At 55.9% G+C, this 19,096-nt stretch carries 13 protein-coding genes; 6 read left to right on the forward strand and 7 right to left on the reverse strand.

Going from position 1 to position 19,096, the window contains the following annotated elements; genetic code table 11:
• Nucleotides 1-90 precede the first annotated feature (90 nt).
• The 6 genes from GFS31_RS07295 to GFS31_RS07325 form a co-directional block, all read right to left on the reverse strand.
• Entirely contained in the window at nt 91-3,198 is a 3,108-nt protein-coding gene (locus GFS31_RS07295; protein WP_263974917.1) for an Hpt domain-containing protein, read from the reverse strand.
• Nucleotides 3,199-3,358: 160 nt separating this feature from the next.
• On the reverse strand, nt 3,359-4,816 hold the full coding sequence (locus tag GFS31_RS07305) for a methyl-accepting chemotaxis protein (RefSeq protein ID WP_410503857.1): 1,458 nt from the start codon (nt 4,814-4,816) through the stop codon (nt 3,359-3,361).
• Between the two features lie 11 nt (nt 4,817-4,827).
• Nucleotides 4,828-6,285 carry a methyl-accepting chemotaxis protein gene (locus GFS31_RS07310; RefSeq protein WP_198807540.1) on the reverse strand — a complete coding sequence of 486 codons (1,458 nt, stop codon included), beginning with the start codon at nt 6,283-6,285 and terminating at the stop codon, nt 4,828-4,830.
• A 120-nt stretch (nt 6,286-6,405) separates the two neighbouring features.
• Nucleotides 6,406-7,425 (reverse strand): chemotaxis protein CheW, encoded by a 1,020-nt coding sequence (locus GFS31_RS07315; RefSeq protein ID WP_198807541.1) that lies wholly within the window; start codon nt 7,423-7,425, stop codon nt 6,406-6,408.
• A gap of 484 nt (nt 7,426-7,909) precedes the next feature.
• Nucleotides 7,910-9,499 carry a CheR family methyltransferase gene (locus GFS31_RS07320; protein ID WP_198807542.1) on the reverse strand — a complete coding sequence of 530 codons (1,590 nt, stop codon included), beginning with the start codon at nt 9,497-9,499 and terminating at the stop codon, nt 7,910-7,912.
• A 112-nt stretch (nt 9,500-9,611) separates the two neighbouring features.
• Entirely contained in the window at nt 9,612-10,451 is an 840-nt protein-coding gene (locus tag GFS31_RS07325) for a pentapeptide repeat-containing protein (RefSeq protein ID WP_198807543.1), read from the reverse strand.
• Nucleotides 10,452-10,926: 475 nt separating this feature from the next.
• On the opposite strand from GFS31_RS07325, the gene GFS31_RS07330 reads away from it, so the two are divergent.
• Nucleotides 10,927-12,153 (forward strand): HhoA/HhoB/HtrA family serine endopeptidase, encoded by a 1,227-nt coding sequence (locus GFS31_RS07330; protein WP_198807544.1) that lies wholly within the window; start codon nt 10,927-10,929, stop codon nt 12,151-12,153.
• Nucleotides 12,154-12,253: 100 nt separating this feature from the next.
• Here GFS31_RS07330 and sipA read toward each other — a convergent pair whose 3' ends face one another.
• The gene (gene sipA / locus GFS31_RS07335; protein ID WP_198807545.1) at nt 12,254-12,481 is read right to left on the reverse strand and encodes a regulatory protein SipA; all 228 of its coding nucleotides are present in this window, start codon (nt 12,479-12,481) and stop codon (nt 12,254-12,256) included.
• A gap of 217 nt (nt 12,482-12,698) precedes the next feature.
• Between sipA and GFS31_RS07340 the strand changes: the two genes are divergently transcribed.
• The 5 genes from GFS31_RS07340 to GFS31_RS07360 all read left to right on the forward strand — a co-directional run bounded on the left by GFS31_RS07340 (nt 12,699) and on the right by GFS31_RS07360 (nt 18,977).
• Nucleotides 12,699-13,397, forward strand: a complete 699-nt coding sequence (locus GFS31_RS07340) for a rhomboid family intramembrane serine protease (RefSeq protein ID WP_198807546.1) — start codon at nt 12,699-12,701, stop codon at nt 13,395-13,397.
• A 379-nt stretch (nt 13,398-13,776) separates the two neighbouring features.
• Nucleotides 13,777-16,968 (forward strand): PAS domain S-box protein, encoded by a 3,192-nt coding sequence (locus tag GFS31_RS07345; RefSeq protein ID WP_198807547.1) that lies wholly within the window; start codon nt 13,777-13,779, stop codon nt 16,966-16,968.
• A gap of 215 nt (nt 16,969-17,183) precedes the next feature.
• Nucleotides 17,184-17,489, forward strand: coding sequence for a hypothetical protein (locus GFS31_RS07350; protein ID WP_198807548.1), 306 nt, complete (start codon nt 17,184-17,186; stop codon nt 17,487-17,489).
• A gap of 115 nt (nt 17,490-17,604) precedes the next feature.
• Entirely contained in the window at nt 17,605-18,117 is a 513-nt protein-coding gene (gene fldA / locus GFS31_RS07355; protein WP_198807549.1) for a flavodoxin FldA, read from the forward strand.
• A 101-nt stretch (nt 18,118-18,218) separates the two neighbouring features.
• Nucleotides 18,219-18,977 carry an alpha/beta fold hydrolase gene (locus GFS31_RS07360; protein ID WP_198807550.1) on the forward strand — a complete coding sequence of 253 codons (759 nt, stop codon included), beginning with the start codon at nt 18,219-18,221 and terminating at the stop codon, nt 18,975-18,977.
• The last annotated feature ends 119 nt before the right edge of the window (nt 18,978-19,096 follow it).

Below are 19,096 nucleotides of genomic sequence, written 5' to 3' on the forward strand. Positions count from 1 at the left end.
CCAGGATCAACCCGTAGGGCGGTCTGGCCCCCAGCGCCAAACGGCGGGGCGAGGGGCAGGCGGCGGGGGAATGGCAAAACCTGGATGGGGCTATATCAATCTTTCCAAGGTTTCGAGAAGCACTTCCTGATTAAAGCTACCCTTTGTAATGTAGGCATTGGCTCCGGCTTCGGCCCCCCGCTGGCGATCCGCATCGCTGGCGAGGGTTGTCACCAACACCACTGGTAACTCATTGTATTCTCGATGCTGCCGGATGCGCTCGGTGAGTTGCAGGCCGTCTAGGTTGGGCATTTGGATATCGGAGATGACGGCATCAAAGGCGCGGGATTGCAGTTTGTTGAAGCCGTCCACCCCGTCCACCGCTGTCACCACCTCGTAGCCCGCCGATTCTAGGATGCGTTTTTCCTGGGTGCGGGTGGCGATGGAGTCTTCCACCAGCAGGATGCACCGAGGCCGCTGTTCCGTTAGCCCTATTTCAACGGATCCGCCACTGTTGCCCAGGGCAGCCTGGGTGATGCGGTGGCGCACGGCGGCGATCAAATCCGGCGGATTCAGCACCATACACACTTCTCCGGTGCCCAGGATAGTCGCTCCGGAAATATAGCGCACCCGTTTGAGCAGTTGGCTTTGGGGTTTCAGCACCACGTCCTGTTCGTCCACCAGGGCATCGACAAAAATGCCGAGCTTGTCGTGTCCGGTCTGCAAAATAATGCAGGAGAGCCGCTGATCCGGAGATTTTACCCGACCATTCCCCGGCAGGTTGAGCAAATCCGCCAGCCAAGCCACGGAAACGGGCTGGTTGTCGTAAACAATGGTGCTGTGGCCTTCCAGGGTGAAGATGTCGCTGGCCTGAACCAGGCAGGCGGTTTGGACAAATTCCACGGGCAGGGCGTAGGTGTGGCCCTGGGCCGTGACCAGCAGCACATGGGCGGTGGCCAGGGTGGTGCCCAGTTGAATCCGAATGGTGCAGCCTTGGCCGGGGGTGGAATGCACCTCCACATTGCCCTTCAGCCGCTCCACGTTGGTACGCAGTACATCCAGGCCCACGCCCCGGCCCGAAATCTCCGTCACCATGGTGCGGGTGGAGAAGCCGGGGCTGAGGATCAGCGCCTGAATTTGCCCAGGGGTGAGCATTTCTAGCTCTTCGGGCCGATACAGCCCCCGCCGCACCGCCGTTTGCTTAATCCCTTCCACGTCCAGCCCCCGGCCATCGTCGCAGATTTCCAGCACGATGCTGGTGGGGGTTTGGTAGCCGCGCAGGATGATGGTGGCGGTTTCGGGCTTGCCCTTGCGCTTGCGTTCGGCGGGGGATTCAATGCCGTGATCGATGGCGTTGCGGATCATGTGCAGCAGCGGATCCTTCATTTCCTCCAGGATGCGCTTGTCGGCACGGGTTTCGCCCCCTTCAATCACCAGTTCCACCTGTTTATTCTCCTGGCGGGCCAGGTCGCGCACCAGGCGCGGGAACAGGTTAAAGATGGTGGACAGGGGCAACAGCCGTAGGGTGCGAATGCCCTCCTCCAGCCCGTCGGTGATCATCTCCAGGCGGGTGGTGTCTTCGTAGAGGGCGCTGCTGAGCTGCCCCACCATGCGGCCCAAGGCATCTAAATGCTGCTCGGTGCGGCCATGGAAGTTCTCCAACTGCCGCCACACCTGCTTGCCCTGCTGGGCCTCGTGGAACAGGAAGCGATTCATGAATAAATCGCGGCTCCATTCCTCCCAGAGGTTGGTGATGGCGTCGATTTCCGCAAGGCGATGGGCGACGCGAATCTTCGTCACCGTCAGTTCGCCGCTCTGGGTCATCAGCGAATCGAGGCTGGTGGTGGGCACCCGAATGGTCTCGATTTTGTACTTCGAGGCTTGGTCGAGGGCGTTGATGGAGTCGTCCACAACGGGGCCAGCGGGAGCGAGCGGGGACGCTGGGGATGGGCTGCTGGGAGATGGCGGGGCCGGGGGCGTATCCGAGGACGCACCCATCAGTTCCGCCAAAACGTAGAACACGTTGACCCCGGTGGGTTCGCCCGTGCTGGCTTCGTGGACGAGTTGTTTCATCGCCACCATGCCGTGGGCCAAACGGTCGCAAACGTCCGAGGTCAGGGGCGTTTCTCCGCGCTTCACCGCACCGAGGATATTTTCGACCTGGTGGGCCACCTTGCCCAAATCCGCCACCCCCAGCATATTGCTGTCGCCCTTGAGGGAATGGGCCTCCCGCATGATGTTTTCCACCACCGACAGATCCTGGGGATTTTTCTCCAGGTGCAAAATGCCCTCATCCAGGGCTTGCAGACGTTCTTCGCTGGAGGTTTTGAACAGCGCCCGCATTTCGTCATCGGCAATGTACAGCGGGCTGCGTTCGCCGGGAAGTCGGGGTTCTGGGGGGGCGCTGGTGCCGTTGGTGGGCGCAGGGCTAGGGGCCGCAGTGGGACTGGGGGCGGCGGAACTGGGAGCCGGATCAGGACTCGGCCCTAGGCCAAACAAATCCTCGTCTTCTAGAACAGGTGTTGGATCGACATCAGGATTCACTGCCGTTAGATCCGCCGCGTCCTCCGCTGGCATATCCAAAGAACTGTCAAAAATCGCGCCAGGAGGGATGTCATCGTCGGGTGCAGGTTGTGAGGTCGCCGAGGACGCAACGGGTTCGACCTCCGAGAACAAATCCAGGGACGATTCCGGTTCCTGGGTCGCCTGGGGCACCTCTACTGAGGGCGACGAAAACAGAAATTCCGCCAGGTCATCGTCCCCAGCCTCGCCCTGAGCCGTCGGAGCCGTAACGGTTGCCGTGGTTAGCGGATCCTGGGGTGCGGGGGCTTCTTCTTCGGCCATTTCCGCCGCCATCAGATCCGCCAGCACGTAGAACACCTTCACCTGGGCGGGTTCCCCGGTTACGGCTTCCGCCGCCATCTGGCGCATGGCGTCCATCGCCCGCCCCAAGCGGTCAAACAGGGTGGGGGTGAGTTTGCGCTCGCCACGCTTAATCGCCCCAAAGATATGCTCGACTTGGTGGGCCACCTTACCCAGGTCGTCCACCCCCAGCATATTGCCGTCCCCCTTCAGGGAGTGGGCCTCCCGCATCAGGACGGTGATGGTCTCCAGGTCTTCCGGGTGCTTTTCTAAATGCAGCAAACCTTCATCGAGCACCTGAAAGCGCTCTTCGCTGGAGGTCTTAAAAATCTCTCTGAGTTCACTATCTTCAATCATTTCGGTAGGGTGCTCCCCTCCAACGTCTGCATCAATTCCCGAACTGGGCCTAGCTGTCCTGGATTCCCTGTCCCCTGGTCTATCAGATGGTGGGCAGTGCCCACCCTACGGCTGTTCCGGCTCCCCTCTCCTCCCTGGGAGAGGGGTTGGGGGTGAGGGTCTAGATCGCGTTTTTCAACAGCAGGGCGCTTTCATTCAGTTGATGGGTTCCAATCTTAATTTGGCTGACCCCATTGGCGTTTTCTTGGGCACCTGTATTCAGGCTATTCATGGCGCTAACCACCTGTTGAATGGCCACCGCCTGCTGTTTCACATTGAGGGAAATTTGTTGACTATTCAGCACCACATTGTTAACAGCATCGGCCACTCCGGCGAAGGCATCGGAGGTTTCTTCGGCAATTTTCACCCCTTCTTCTACGGTTTTGGTGCCCTCATCTGTGACCATTACTGTGGAATTAATGGCGGTTTGAATATCGGCCACCAGGGCATTAATTTTCTCGGCGGATTTCTTGCTTTGATCAGCCAGTTTGCGAATTTCCCCCGACACCACCGCAAAGCCCTTGCCGTGTTCCCCAGCTCGGACGGCTTCTACGGCTGCGTTGAGGGCCAACATATTGGTTTGGTTGGCCAAATCACTCACCAGGCCAGAAATACCCCCAATTTGGCTGGTTTGTTCACTCAATCGCAGAATTTGGTCGGCAATGGCTTCCACTTTTTCCCGCAGGGTGGTCATGCCATCCAGGCTGCGTTCCACCGCACGGGTGCCGCCCTCCGCCAGTTTAAGCGCCTGTTGTGCCCCCGATGCCGCTGCTTCAGCCTGTTCCGAGGACTGCCGCGAGGAGGCTCCCAGTTCATCCATCGTCGTGGTGGTTTCGCTGACGCTGGCGGCTTGCTGGCTGCTGGTGCGTTCCTGCTGTTCCACGCTGGCGGCGATTTCGCTGGCAGAACTGGCAATGTCTCCCGCCGCTTCGTTCATCATTCGGGCGGTTTTGGTAATGATCCAGGTGCCAATCATGATGGATAGGGCTAAGGACGAAATCACCGCCACCATCAAGGTAAACTGTAAGCGGTCTAGCGCATCAGACTGAATCGATTGATTTTCCTCCACGACCTGATTTTGCAAGGCTACAATATCGGTCAGTGCTTGTTTTAAGCCGTTAGAAATGGTTCGTGCATCATCTACTTTCCACATCTCAACGGCTTCTTCCCTTCGCCCCGAACTAATCATGCTGGCGAGGGTGTCATTAATTTCGACAAACTTGTCTAGATTCGTTTTAACCTCTGCAAATACCTCAATCACCTCTGGAATCGCTAGGGACTGATCTAGATCCTCTACCGTAGAAAGAGCAGAGCTTCTTGCCCTCGTCAACGCATCCCTAGAGGCTGTTTCTCCATCGATTAAGTAAGCCCGAATCTCTCGTGACATATCATGGAGATCAATGGACAGGCTCATAATCTTGTTTTGGTTTTGCCACGTTCGGTCTAGGATGCCGTCTAACTCCCTTAAGTTGCGTACATTGATTACAGTAACCCCAGCAGAAATCACCAGAGCCACAATTGGCACTGAGTAGCCCAAGATGATCCAATGACGTAGTTTCCACCCTCTGCGGCCTTCCATGATGGTTCTCCTTAAATAGCGGTCTTGAGTAGTAGGGCACTTTCATTCAGTTGATGGGTGCCAATCTTAATTTGGCTGATGCCGTTTGCGGTTTCCTGGGCACCCGTATTCAGGCTGTTCATGGCGCTAACCACCTGTTGAATGGCCACCGCCTGCTGTTTCACGTTGAGGGAAATTTGCTGACTATTCAGCACCACATTGTTCACGGCATCGGCCACTCCAGCGAAGGCATCGGAGGTTTCTTCGGCGATTTTCACCCCTTCTTCTACAGTCTTAGTCCCTTCGTCCGTCACCATCACCGTAGAGTTAATGGCGGTTTGAATATCGGCGACGAGGGCATTGATTTTCTCGGCGGATTTCTTGCTTTGATCGGCCAGTTTGCGAATTTCGCCGGACACCACCGCAAAGCCCTTGCCGTGTTCCCCCGCCCGAACGGCTTCCACCGCTGCATTCAGGGCTAGCATATTGGTTTGGTTAGCTAGGTCACTCACTAGGCCAGAAATGCCGCCAATTTGGCTGGTTTGTTCGCTCAACCGCAGAATTTGGTCGGCAATGGCGTCTACCTTTTCCCGCAGGGTGTTCATACCGTCTAGGCTGCGTTCCACAGCGCGGGTGCCGCCCTCCGCCAGTTTGAGCGCCTGCTGTGCCCCCGATGCCGCCGCTTCGGCCTGTTCCGATGACTGCCGGGAGGAGGCTCCCAGTTCATCCATGGTGGTGGTGGTTTCACTAACGCTGGCGGCCTGCTGGCTGCTGGTGCGTTCTTGCTGCTCCACACTGGCGGCGATTTCGCTGGCAGAACTGGCAATTTCCCCCGCCGCCTGATCCATCATCCGCGAAGCTTTCATGATGATCCAGGTGCCAATCATAATCGACAGAATGACGGAAGACAGGGCCGCGACCACCAGAGTAAACCGAAGCCGCTGAAGCGCTTCCTGCTGGGCTAGTTGATCTGCCGCTACAATTTCATCTTCCAAAGCTTCCATGCTTGTTAAGAGAGTGATGGCATCGTTCGATAGCGTTCGGCCATTATCAGTTTTCCAAGTTTCAATGGCACGGGCTGTATCCCCAGAATCAACAATTCGGATCAAATTGTCTGTGGTTTGGAAATACTGCTGAATGAACGCATCGGTATTCGTTAGGTTTTGAATTTGCTGCTGGTTGACAATGAGATCTCGGATTAGCTCAACGGTGGTTTTATACTTTTCTATGGCGGCTCGATAGTTTTGCAGCGAGGTTTCATTCCTTTCTAGGAGATAGCCACGGGTCGTTCTCGATACGGTTTGAATGGCCAGTTGAAGGTCAGAAACCTTATCCTTGACGAGGGAAGATCGTTCCAGTTCCTTGGAAATCCGCGTGAGTTCATTAATGTTGACAACCGTAACGGTTGCAGAAATGATTAGGGCAGCCACCGGAATGGAATAGCCCAAAATAATCCAATGACGAAGTCTCCAAGTTTTGCGGCCTTCCATGACGATTCTCCTTAGAGAAAAATAACTGTGAATAATTGCGTGAAAAGGAGGCAGGGTAATCTGAGGGATCATGCCAAGGGATGCTATCTCTTCGGCTGAGCCATCATAGCCATCGCCTCTTTAACCCGACTGATTGACAACAAGCTCGCCCTGGGTCAGCAATTTGGGCAAGTCCAAAAGGCTCATCATTGAGTCTTGATACCGAGCAATGCCCTTCAGGTATTCGTTATCACTGGAATGGATAGCGGCAGGTATCGAGGCAATTTCCGTGGGCTGCACATAGACCACGTCATAGACCTCATCCACCACCACCCCCGCCACTAGGGACCCTAGGCGCATCACCACCGCCTTATCGGGCTTGCGTTCGGCACTAGGGGCCAAGTTCAAAAAGCGACGAATATCCACCAGGGTTAAAATTTCGCCCCGCAGGTTCATATTGCCGACGATGTGGGACGGGCAGCAGGGGATCGGCGTAATCTGGGGCACCTCGGTAAATTCATGCACCGACTCCAGCCCCAGGGCAAACTGTTCCCCCTCCAAACTCACCACCGCTAGGGCCGAAAGCCCAGAGAAATTCTCATCCTCCGCCACCTGGGCTAGCCCCGCCGCCCGATCCTGCAACACCATCTGGGCCTCTGGGCTAAACTGCGCCATAAAGGTGTTATCTAGGCTGTTGACCTCAGCGGGGTTCACCTCCTCATGGATTGCTGCGTAGCCGTGTACCAGGGTTTCTGGATTCAGCAGAATGATGATCTGGCTACCAAGCTTCGCTAACCCCGTGGTCATCGACCGCTCGGCTTTGCCGATGTAGGGCGTATCCAGGCCGCTGGAAATGTTAGCCGTGTCGATTTCTTCCACGTTTTGAATGTCATCGACGACCAACCCCAGGCGATAGTCATCGTATTTGACCAAAATGACCGCCTGATTCAGGGTATTGGGCCGTCGCGGCTTGCCTAGGCACACCCGCAGATTGAGCACGGGCAGCAGTTGCCCCCGCAGGTTCAACACCCCCGCCACCTCCGGCCCCGACTCCGGTACCGAGGTCAGCCCTGGAAGAAAGAAAATTTCCTGCACTACCCCCGCTGCTAGGCCATAGTGCAGACCATCAAGGGTGAATAAAAGATAGGATTCGTGGTTCATTGTCGTTGTCCCCAAGGGAAAGCGCACCGCCCATGGGCCGCTGTCGATGAAGAGTCAGGGACAGAAGACCACCCGACGGGCTACCGTCACGATTTTAGGCTTCGATTTCATCATGCCCTTTCTATTTTTGGCAATCACCATTGCACATAAAAATCCACGCTTCAGAAAATAACTTTGCAAATAACCGCATAGTTTTTTCTAGGGATGTTGCGCCCCACAATCATGTCTATGAAACATTGTGGAATTCTAAAAAAAAGATAAAGAAATGAGGGGCAGCCTTGGCTGCCCCTAGCGCCTATCTGAGTGAGCCAAAACTGGGGCATCTACCATGGCTCAAATAGAGCAGTCTGAGGCAGGGGTGGATACTCTGATTCGATGCAGCGCCTAGCCGATGAGCTAGCGGCTTCGATGCACTACCGTAGCACATTGTTCCTCAGAGTTACCCGCGTTACTTGCGCTCTAGATCGCTACATTACCCTAGGGTTTAGGATGCCTCAGATCGCTTTTGTAAGTGATCTCGCCATTGACCAGCCGTTGTGCCACTGTGGATGTCTAGGACGGTATCTGGGGGAAGTTTAGAGAGTAGGTCGAGGGCATAGCTACGCATTTTCTGCGTTTTTTCAGGCTGATGCTCCCGCTCATAAATCGTGGCTAAGTCGAGATAGGCATTGACAAAGCTATGGTCGAGATAGGTGATTTTTCGTAGATAGTCTTTAGCAATTTCAAATTCATTTTGGTCTTCGGCAATTTGGGCCAGTAAGTAGTAAATGTCTACATTCATGGGCTGGCGCTGGAGTACCTGTTGACACAGTTGTTTAGCCTGGTCATAGTTGCCCATGTTAGCGTAGGCATGGGCTGCAATTTTGTAGGCTTTATCGCAGTGGGGATGGGCGCTAAAAATAACCTTGGCCCGCTCAATGGCGCTGGTATAAGCTTCTTGCTTAAGCAGGGCTTCCGCGTCTTTCAGAGCCGCCTCTAAATTATGGTCAAGGCTCGACTTGAGCGAATTCCAGGGGAGAGTTGGGGATGAATCTATCGGCGCTTTAGCGGCTGGACGAGCCGTAGGGCGCTGGGCTGCACGGGGGAGAGAAGACCGCCCCAGAGGGCTGGCCGGGGAAGTGGAGAGCAGCAAGTTGACATTGCTGGAAACCGCTGGAGAAGGATGTCCTTTGGATTGGGCCTGGGCGCGTTTCTGGTACACAATGGATTCTGGGAAGCTAATCAGATGAAACTGCGTTGTATCCTGGGCGTAGAGTTCGGTATGTCCGGTGATGAGATAGCCGTCGGGCGTCATCGTTTGATGGAATTTTTGAATAATCTGACTAATGGCCTGCTCATCTAGATAGATGAAAACATTGCGACAGAGGATAAGGTCAATTTCATAGAGGCGGCTGGCCTGATTTGGGAAAGGATCTTGCAGCAAATTGCCATACTGAAAGGCTACCTGTTGTCGCAGCGTATCACTAATTTGAAAGAACTGTTGGCGAGGATGAAAATACTTTTTCTGAATGTCGGCGGAAACTTGGCGAAAAGACCAGGTGCTATAAATTCCTTTGCGGGCATGGTTGATGGCCGACTGGCTAATATCTGAGCCGATTAACATCACGTCCCACTGGTGCCAAGAAAACTGCATTTCGTCAAGCACAATGGCAATGGAATAGAGCTCTTCTCCGGTGGAACAGCCAGCACTCCAAATTCTTAGGCGAGGACGAGTTCCCTGGCTGTCAGCTTCCCTGAGTTTGCGCTGAATCAGGTTGGGCAGCAGATTTTCCCTGAGTAGTCGATATTGATTTTTATCCCGAAAGAAATAGCTTTCGTTAATGGTTAAGATCGCGTAGAGTTCTTGCCATTCGGATAGGCCACCTCGACCTAAACTTCCCTGAATTTCTCGAGCTGGATTGCCTAACTCCTGCACGAGCCGCTGATAGTAGCCGTTGAGGGAGGATAGCCCTAGGGCTTTAGTCCGCTGCCACAGCTTTTCCGATAGGGTTTTATAGTCCTGGGGGCGAACCTGAATCCCAGAATGGGAGGCGATGAGGCGGCTAATTTGTTGGAGTGTTGAAATCTCATCCATGGCCTAAACCCTGATTGGGATATGTCGCGGTGCTGGTATCACTGTTATCATAGGCGGATTGTCGGGAATCCTCTAGGGTTCGCCAAGCCTATCGTGGGCAAAGAGTGCCGCCTTAGTTCAGGTCGCTAGAATCAAAGGTGATGGCGTCGCGGTCGTGGGCGGGGTTGGTGAGGATGAGCTGCCCCAGGTTGACGTGCCAGAGGTTGGTTTTTTTGAAGTTGGCCCCTGCCAGTTGGGCAAAGTCTAGGCAAGCCTCGGATAGGTTGGCCCGGAACAGGTTGGCATTTTCCAAAGAGGCATGGCTGAGGTCGGCGAGGCGCAGCACCGCTTCCCGCAGGTCGGCTTCGCTGAGGTCGGTACCCTGGAGGGTGGCCCGGAACAGGTTGGTGCCCACACAACTGGCCCGGTGCAGGTTGGCTTTAGACATATTGGCCCCCATCAGGCTGGCGCTGCTGAGGTTGGCCCTGGCCAAGTCGGCGTTGCAGAGGTTGGAGTAGTAGAAGGTGGTTCTCACCAGGTTAGCGGAGTGCATGATGGCTTCCCGCATATCCACCTCGTAGAAGTTAGACTCCCCTAAGTCGGCTGAGGCCAGTAGGGTTTCCTGCATATCCGCCTTATAGAAGTGGGAGTAGCGCAGGTTGGCATCGGTGAGGTTGGCGGTGTAGAGGTTGGTTTTGTAGAAGTCCACCATGCTGAGGTTGGCCCCCGTTAGGTCGGCCATGCAGAGGTCGCAGCGGTAGAGGGTGGAGGACTCGAAGTTGGCGTGGGTGAAGACGCTCTCCCGCAGGTTGGCTTCGTAGAAGTTCGCGTGGCGGAAGTCAATGCCGGGGAGGTTGCGCTTGGCCAAGTCGGCCCCCTGGAAGTCTGGCCGCACATCAGGGTTTTCGGCCCGCCAGGTATTCCAGGCTTCAACCCCCTGATCCAGAATGCTTAAATGCTCTGTGTTAGCCATTCGCCAATACTCCTTGATCAACGCATGGGGGGCGGCGACGCCAATCATGCGGGGGTGACGGTGCTGAAACGCACGATAGTTTTCAGGTTGCGGACGGATGAGCGCTGGGGGAGACGGTATGGGCTACCGCTAAGACAAGTGCGCCAGGGCTAGGGAGTGGTGGATCGCCCCAGGGCTGGGGTTAGCCTGAGGATCGCCGTTTAGCACGGAGTCCCTGTCCCTGATGGTATATCGATCTGCCTATCTCCAAGTTTCCCCTTATCACCCGGTGGGACAACGGAGCAGTCACATATCTATGCATTTGATAGGCATCCACTCCATCCATTGCCCCCAAGACTCCGAATTTTGTCGCCTTGGGCTCCTGTGGCAATCGGGAAAAACTGTCACAGCATTGCCACGCCCTTGCCATGGAGCCGCCATATTATCACCATAAATTAAAGACAATCCACCGTAAGACTGTCTTGAGGTACTTGCCATGACCAAACCTGAATCAGAGCGATCTTCTCGCCCCATGGGCGCTGTCACCAAATCTGTGGCGCTGGTGCTTTTGGGAGCTGGAGTGGCCACCGTTGGCCCCGAAGCCATAGCCACGATTGGGTCTCTGGTTCAGCGGCCCGCCGTGGCTTTCTCCAACCAGGGTGAAGCGCCCCAGGTGGCCCAGCGCAGTGGTTCTCCGGCTCCCTCCATATCCAACCCAAACCTGATTGCCGACATTGTGCGGGAAGTGGGGCCGTCGGTGGTTCGCATTGACGCCTCCCGCACGGTGCAAACGGGCTTGCCGCCCCAGTTTCAAGATCCCATGTTCCGCCAGTTCTTTGGCAATGCCCTGCCTCCCTCCGAGCAGGTGCAGCAGGGGGTTGGGTCAGGGTTTATTACCACGGCGGATGGCCAAATTATTACCAATGCCCACGTGGTTGCCGGGGCAGATCGGGTACAGGTAACGCTCAAGGATGGCCGTAGCTTTAGCGGAGAAGTGATGGGGGCCGACACCGTTACCGACATCGCCGTCATCAAGATTGACGCCCAAAACTTGCCTACGGTGCGGCTGAGCAATTCCGACCAAATTCAGCCCGGTGAATGGGCCATCGCCATCGGCAACCCCCTGGGCCTGGATAGCACCGTCACGGCGGGTATCATCAGCGCCACGGGCCGCACCAGCCGCGAGGTGGGCGTTCCCGATAAGCGGGTGGAGTTCATCCAAACCGACGCCGCCATTAACCCCGGCAACTCCGGTGGCCCCCTGCTCAACCTCAACGGTGAGGTGATTGGCGTCAACACCGCCATCATTCGGGGTGCCCAGGGGTTGGGCTTCTCCATCCCCATCAACACGGTGCAGCGGATTAGCACCCAGCTCATCGAAACTGGCCGCGCCGAACACGCCTACCTCGGCATCCAAATGGTGTCCCTTTCCCCCGAGGTGAAGGACAATATCAACAACAGCCCCAACAGCCCCTTCCGGGTGGAAGACACCGAGGGCGTGCTGATTGCGCGGGTGGTGCCCAACTCTCCCGCCGCCCAAGCCGGACTGCGGGATGGGGACGTGATTACCGCCATTGAGGGCCAAACCGTGAAGGAAGGATCTGCTGTGCAGCGCGTGGTTGAGCAATCCCGCGTTGGCCAAGCCCTGACCCTCACCCTGCGCCGCAATGGCCAAGAGCAAACCCTCACCGTTCGCCCCGGCAACCTGCCCACCCAGCGCTAGGCATCAGTCGGTCGCTAGGCCAAGGTGCCCCCTGGTCTGGCCTCGCGTAGCCCTGAGAACAGCGGACTTCAGGGGCAAGACCTGCCGGGGGGAAGGGGGCCTAGGGATGGGGGTTGGTGGGCGCGAGGTATTGGCTGTCGATCAAAAACGCGCCTCGCTCAAAGCGGACGCCCCAATAGCCGCCGGGACGCCGATCTAGCACCCAACCTTCATCCCCCACTTGCAGCAAATCGGGGGGGCGCAGCATGGGCATGGGGTCGGCAGTTTTAAGGTAGGGCGGCAGGGCTAATAGCCGCACCCGATCCCCCACAGAAAATGTATGGGCCATAGTCAACTTCTCTACGGGCTAAGGTGGTCGAGCGATTTCCCATGACGGCCATGACTAGCCATGGGGGTGCCACCCAGGGTTGGATAGCTTGAGTGTAGACCAAGGGTGGGCATTTCCCATCGCCAGTCTGGCGGGGAAAGCGCTAGGCTGACAGCAGTTTTGCGATACCTTTTTGCGATACCTTGCCCACTTTTGCCTGCCTGCATGGGGTTCAGCCATGACCTTAGACGATGCCGACCTACAAGCCAAACTGCGCCGCCTCGAAGCCGACCTAGAGTTTACGGCGTCTAGCCCCCACCCAGATCCGGGAAGCACCCCCACCCCTCAGCGGCCTCAGCCTCAGCCTGCCCCCGCCGAGCGTTGGCTAGATCGCTGGCGGGCCAATGCCGTGCTGCCCCTACAACTGTTACTAATTCCCTGGGCGCAGGAAATCATTGACCAAGTATTTTTTGGCGGACGGTGGAACTTGCCCCTGCACCCACGCACCCTAGAGGGCATTCCCGGTGTTTTTCTGTCGGCCATTTCCCACAGCGGCTTTCCCCATCTCATTGGCAACAGCATCGGATTTGTCATCTTTAGCTGGCTGATTTTGGCCAAAAGTCGGCGCGACTACTGGATTGTGCTCTTACTAGGCTGGTTGGGCGGGGGTGTCGTTTCCTGGCTGCTTGGCCCCACCAGCGTCCATGGCCTCAGCGGCGTTGTATACACCCTGTTTGGCTACCTGCTGTTCATTGGCTGGCTAGAGCGTCGCCTCGTGCCGCTCCTGATTTCATGCTTTGTGCTGGCAAACTACAGCTATTTCCTCTGGGGTATCTTTCCGACCCATCCTATGGTGGCCTGGTGGGGGCATCTGTTCGGCTTTTTGCTGGGTATCCTGGCGGCCTATGGCGTCTATCGTGAGCCCCACGCATCCTGAAGTTTTGCCCCTAGGGTGCGGCGTCAATCGGTTGGGCAGATCGAAATCTATACGCTTGACAAGTGTGAGCCTTGGCCTCAGTCGGGCATACCTGATCTGTTAAGCTCGGTTGCTGCACCGAGAATTCCCGTTGCTTTTGCGCGGGGAGTGTCAATCATTGAAACGTTTCACGATAGGGAGACCGTATATTTTCGGATCTTTGGTAGCGTAGGCGAGGAAGACTAGGCTGGAGTGTGAGAATAAGGGAAGGTCTTGCATAAACGGCTCCCAGCATCCATGGTCGTGGTGCTAGCCTGCCCTGAATTCGTTACTTGCTATCGCGCTCCATCCTTTGCCAAGGGAGATTGATCTCTCCCGCCCTATGCCTCGGCCTGTGTCCATGAATGTTTCTACCATGCCCATGTTGTCTCCAGCAGCGATCTTGGAACTGGTGGCAGCAATCACCCTCCAACGCCAGGAGGGCAAGGCTGTAGCTGAGATCATGGCTGACCTTGTGGAGCATGTCAGGGATCTGCTGCGGGCAGACCGGGTTTTAATTTACCAAATGTCGGCCCCAACCGTGGCCCCAGCAACATGGACTGTGGCATGGGAAGCCTGCCTCCCCACCCTCCCCTCCCTGCGGGGGCATCCGGTGCAGGATCCGCTGGTGAAGGCAGACTGGTGGCCGCGCTATCAGCAGCGTCAATCGGTGGCTGTCGCCAATGAGCGGGAAGCGTCTCTCTCGTTGGATGACCTCGCCCAGTGGCGCTGCTTGCAGGTACGAGCGGTTTTGGCCACGCCCATGGTGGTGAGACAGGCCCTGTGGGGGCTGTGGGTGGTGCAGAGCCAGCGGCCTCGAACCTGGCAACCAGTGGATATTCAGCTCCTAGAACACCTCGCCCTACACAGCAGCAGTTTTGTTGATCAGCCAGAATTCTCCGCAGGGCACCCAGCCCAACCCCACCCAACTGCCAGGGCCAGCTCGATAGATGCCAACCCAGACTCTGCGGAGGTTGCTCGTCAGGCTGACAGTCGTTGGAAGGCGGCCATCGAGGGCAGTGGAGCCGGGTTGTGGGACTGGAACATGCAGACCAACCGCGTTTTCTACTCGCGCCAGTGGAAAGCTAGCCTAGGCTACGACGAAGCCGACATCGGGGAAGACCTGTCTGAGTGGGACAGTCGCGTCCATCCTGAAGATAAAGCCGCCGCCTATGCTGCCCTAGAAGCCCACATCCAAGGCCAGACGCCCACCTATCAAAGCGAGCATCGCCTGCGCTGCAAAGATGGCAGCTATCGCTGGATGCTAGACCGAGGACAGGTGATTGAACACACCCCAGATCGCAAACCCTTGCGAATGATTGGCATTAATAACGATATTACGAGCCACAAAGACATTGAGGTTGCCCTCCGTCAGAGCGAGGAGTCGCTGCGTGAAAGTCGCAATAAATATCAAACGCTGTTTGAGACTTTACCCCTAGGGATTGCCATCACCGACGCCCAGGGACACATTTTGGAGGTTAATCCCGCCTCCGAACAGTTGCTAGGACTGACCGCCAACGAACAAACCGCCCGCACCTACGATGCCCCCGACTGGCAAATCATTCGTCCCGATGGCAGCCCCATGCCCGCCTCCGAATTTGCCAGTGTACGCGCCCTCCAAGACAACTGCTTTGTCCACAATGTAGAAATGGGCATTGTCAAAGCAACAGGAGACATCACCTGGATTAGCGTCAGCGCCGCCCCCATTCCTTTAGAGCAGTATGGGGTGGCCATTTGCTACGTAGACATCACGGCCCGCAAGCAGCTCGAACAGTCCCTTGCCCTCGCCAATTTTTCCCTGGAACAACTGGGTGTTGCGGCCCTGTGGGTTGACCGCGAGGGGCTCATTCGTCAGGCCAACCACCATCTCTGTACCTCCCTCGGCTATGGTCGCAACGAGGTGATCATGCAGCCCATTCACCACGTTGTGCCCGATCTCACCGACCATTGGCCCGTCTTTTGGGACGCCGTTCGATCTCAGCAGCACTTGATTACCCAAGCCCATCATCGCACCAAAGACGGCGTTGAATTTCCGGTGGAAGTAATCGTGCGGCACATTCAGTTTATGGGCGAAGAATATATCTTTGCCCTCGCCCAAGACATCCGCGACCGCCTGCGTACCGAAACTCAACTACGCCTCCAAAGTACGGCCCTAGAAGCCTGTGCCGATGCCGTAGTAATTACTGACCTTCAGGGCCGAGTTGAGTGGGCTAATCCAGCTTTTACCACCATTACTCAATACAGTTTAGAGGAGGCCAAAGGTAAAAATCCTAGAGAATTAGTTAAGTCAGGGCGGCATCCCGAACGTTTTTATCAAAATCTCTGGCAAACAATTTTGTCGGGCCAATGCTGGCGAGGAGAAATTATTAATCGCCGCAAGGATGGCACCCTCTACTACGAGTTTTCTACCATCACTCCAGTGTTTGATGATCAGGGTCATATCCATCATTTTATCGCGATTAAGCAGGATATTTCTGAGCGCAAAGCCATTGAGCTAACCCTGCGTCAACAGTCTGAACGAGAACGTATGATTCAGGTGATTACCCATCGTATTCGTCAGAGCCTTAACCTGAGCCAAATTCTAGAGACTACCGTGGCCGAGGTGCGCGAGTTTTTAGATGTAGACCGGGTGCTGATTTACCGCTTTCACTCTGACCAAACCCGAGTTGTCATTGCAGAATCGGTTGCCTCACCCTGGCCTCCTGCCTTGGGATTTGAAATGCCGAATACCTACTTTGCCGAGCTTGAACATTGCCTTCCTGTTCAGGGCGATATTGAAGTGATTAATGATGTTAATCAAGCCGTATTGGAGCCTTGTCATCGCGAGATTTTAGTACAGCTTCAGGCCCAGGCAAAACTCATGGTGCCCCTCTGGCAGGGGGAGATGCTGTGGGGTATGATAGTTGCCCATCAATGTCGGTCGCCTAGGGTGTGGCAATCCCTTGACCGAGGCTGTTTTATCCAGCTAGCTGTACAGCTAGAAATTGCGATTCAGCAGGCCGAACTCTATCGCCAACTAGAGCAGGCTAACCAAGAATTGGAGCACCTCGCCACCCAAGACGGGCTCACCCAAATTGCTAATCGCCGCACCTTTAACCGCATTGTCGAAATAGAGTGGGAGCGTATGCAGCGGGACCAACAGTTTCTCTCGCTGCTGCTGATTGATGTCGATCACTTCAAGCGCTACAACGACCACTACGGCCACCAGGCGGGCGATCAGTGTCTCTGCCAGGTGGCCCAGGTCTTGCAGCAGTCGGCCAAGCGCCCGGCGGATTTGGTGGCCCGCTACGGCGGCGAAGAATTTGCTGTCTTGCTGCCTCAAACCGATGCCACGGGAGCAATCCAGGTTGCCCAGGAAATCCAATCAACCCTGCGTGCCCTCGCCATTGAACATCGCTACTCGCCTGTGGTTCCCTACATTACCGTCAGCATAGGCCTCAGCAGTGTTGTCCCTAGCAGCAACCTGTCCATTGATCAGTGGGTCTATCAAGCCGACCAAGCGCTCTACGCTGCCAAGGCCCAGGGCCGCAATGGCTATTTTCAAACGCCCTAGTGCGCCTAAGCGCCCAGGGTTGCCCAGCCGATCCTGGCGGGGCTAGAGGCGGTGGGGCCAAGGCAGCAGTGCAGGGGCCACAGAACGACGTGTTACAAAACTTAATGCCTTAACTATTGAGAATCATTCCGATTTGTGGTGTGATGGGCTTGTTGAATTTGGTTCTCAATAAGCCCTGATTGCCCTGAGAACCATTGCCCTAGGATGTCTTCACCATGCAAACCTACGGAAATACTGACGTTACCCATAACTGCTGGACTAGAAGCACTCGCGTTGCTAGCTTTTCGGGCCTACTCCTGGGCAAGCAGGGGGGCATCCGACTGCTCTCCCTGGCCACCATGCCCTACGGTGCAGACACCGTGGCCCTGCCGCTCAATGCCCATGGCTCCCAAGGGTGGTTGCCCCATTCCAGCTTCATTCTGGCCTTCCTGATTTTGCCAAGGCACCTGTGGCACGCCTTGCAATCAACTGGATTCGACTTCCGGCGCGTTGAACAGGCCCTGAGCGCTATCGAATCCTAACCCTGTTGGATCCGTTCTCCTCTCTCTTTGGGGGGCATTTATAGGCTCCAACATCCTGCCCCCCTTTTCTCTTCTCAATCACGTTTGCTGTGCAGTAATTTAGGCTGTCAAACCCATGACTAAAATTGGTCTTTTCTATGGTACCCAAACCGGAAATACCGAAACTCTAGCCCAAGCTATCCAAGCCGAATTTGGTGGCGATAGCATTGTCACCCTCCACGACATCGCCGATGCTAGCACCGATGATTTTGCTGACTATAGCTGCCTAATTGTAGGCTGCCCTACTTGGAATATTGGCGAACTCCAGGCCGACTGGGAAGGTTTCTATGACGAGCTGGATGAGGTTGATTTTAGCGACAAAAAAGTTGCTTACTTTGGCGCTGGCGATCAAATTGGCTATGCCGATAATTTCCAGGATGCCATGGGTATTTTAGCTGATAAAATCACCTCCCTTGGCGGTATCACCGTCGGGCATTGGTCTACGGATGGCTACGAATTTAACGAATCTAAAGCCGTCCAAAACGGTGAATTTGTTGGCCTTGCCCTAGATGAAGACAATCAGCCCGAACTTACCGAAACCCGCATTTCTACCTGGGTGGCCCAAGTCAAAATTGCCTTTGGTATTTAGTCGTTAACTCATCATTGAGAATGGAGATTTAGGTGTTTTTGGGATTCATTCTCAATGATTTGTCTTTCACGGTTTCCCCTTCCTCTCTTGGCTCCGATACTATGTTTTATTCCACTCAGCACAAAGCTCTTTGGCTCAACGTTAGCGCCAGTTTTCAGCGGTTTGACCAAGCCCTCCTGAAGACCTTGGCCCGCCACATTGATATGTCCCACTGGGCCTACCGCCAAACCCCCGATGAGCCCAGTTCCCTGGCGGTCGCCCTGGATTTGCTGCATGATTTTATCGCCCAGCAGCCCCATCCTCTACATCTCATTGGCCATGGAACCAGCGGGCTGGTGGGGCTACTCTACGCCCGCCAATATCCTGAGCGAGTGCGCTCCCTGACCCTGCTCTCCGTGGGGGTTAACCCCATGGTGGACTGGCAGGCCCACTACTACGCTCAACTGGAAGCACTGCCCTGCTCTCGTCAGCGGGTGTTGGCGCAGATGGCCTATACCCTGTTTGGCCACCAGGCTCGTCCCTTGGTCAGCGGCTGGGTGCGGCTGCTAGAACAGGATTTAGCCCATTCTCCCTCCCCCCATTCGCTGTGGAAGCGCTCCAGTTCTTTTCCAGGACAGGTGCCTGTGCCGATGATGGTGTGCGGCAGTGGGGATGATGCGGTGATAGATCCGGCCCAAATTCAGGGCTGGCAACCTTGGCTGAAACCGGGAGATCGGCTGTGGCAGTGCCCCAGTGGGCGGCATTTTTTCCATGCGGTTCATCCCGAAACCGTGGCCCAGGAGGTGCTGAAATTTTGGCAAGTTCCCACCGCCCTGCTGCCCCAAGATGGGTTTTGCCTTGCTAGCCTGCGCGATGCCTAGGCCCAGGGTAGCCAAGGCTCAAGTCTACAGGCGGTGGGTTCTACAGACGGTGCATTGCTGCGCGAAGGCCCCCTACGGCTGATTCAATGGCACCATGGAAATGACGGATATTGAATCCT

This window comes from Leptolyngbya sp. BL0902, from assembly GCF_016403105.1.
Lineage (GTDB): Bacteria > Cyanobacteriota > Cyanobacteriia > Phormidesmidales > Phormidesmidaceae > Nodosilinea.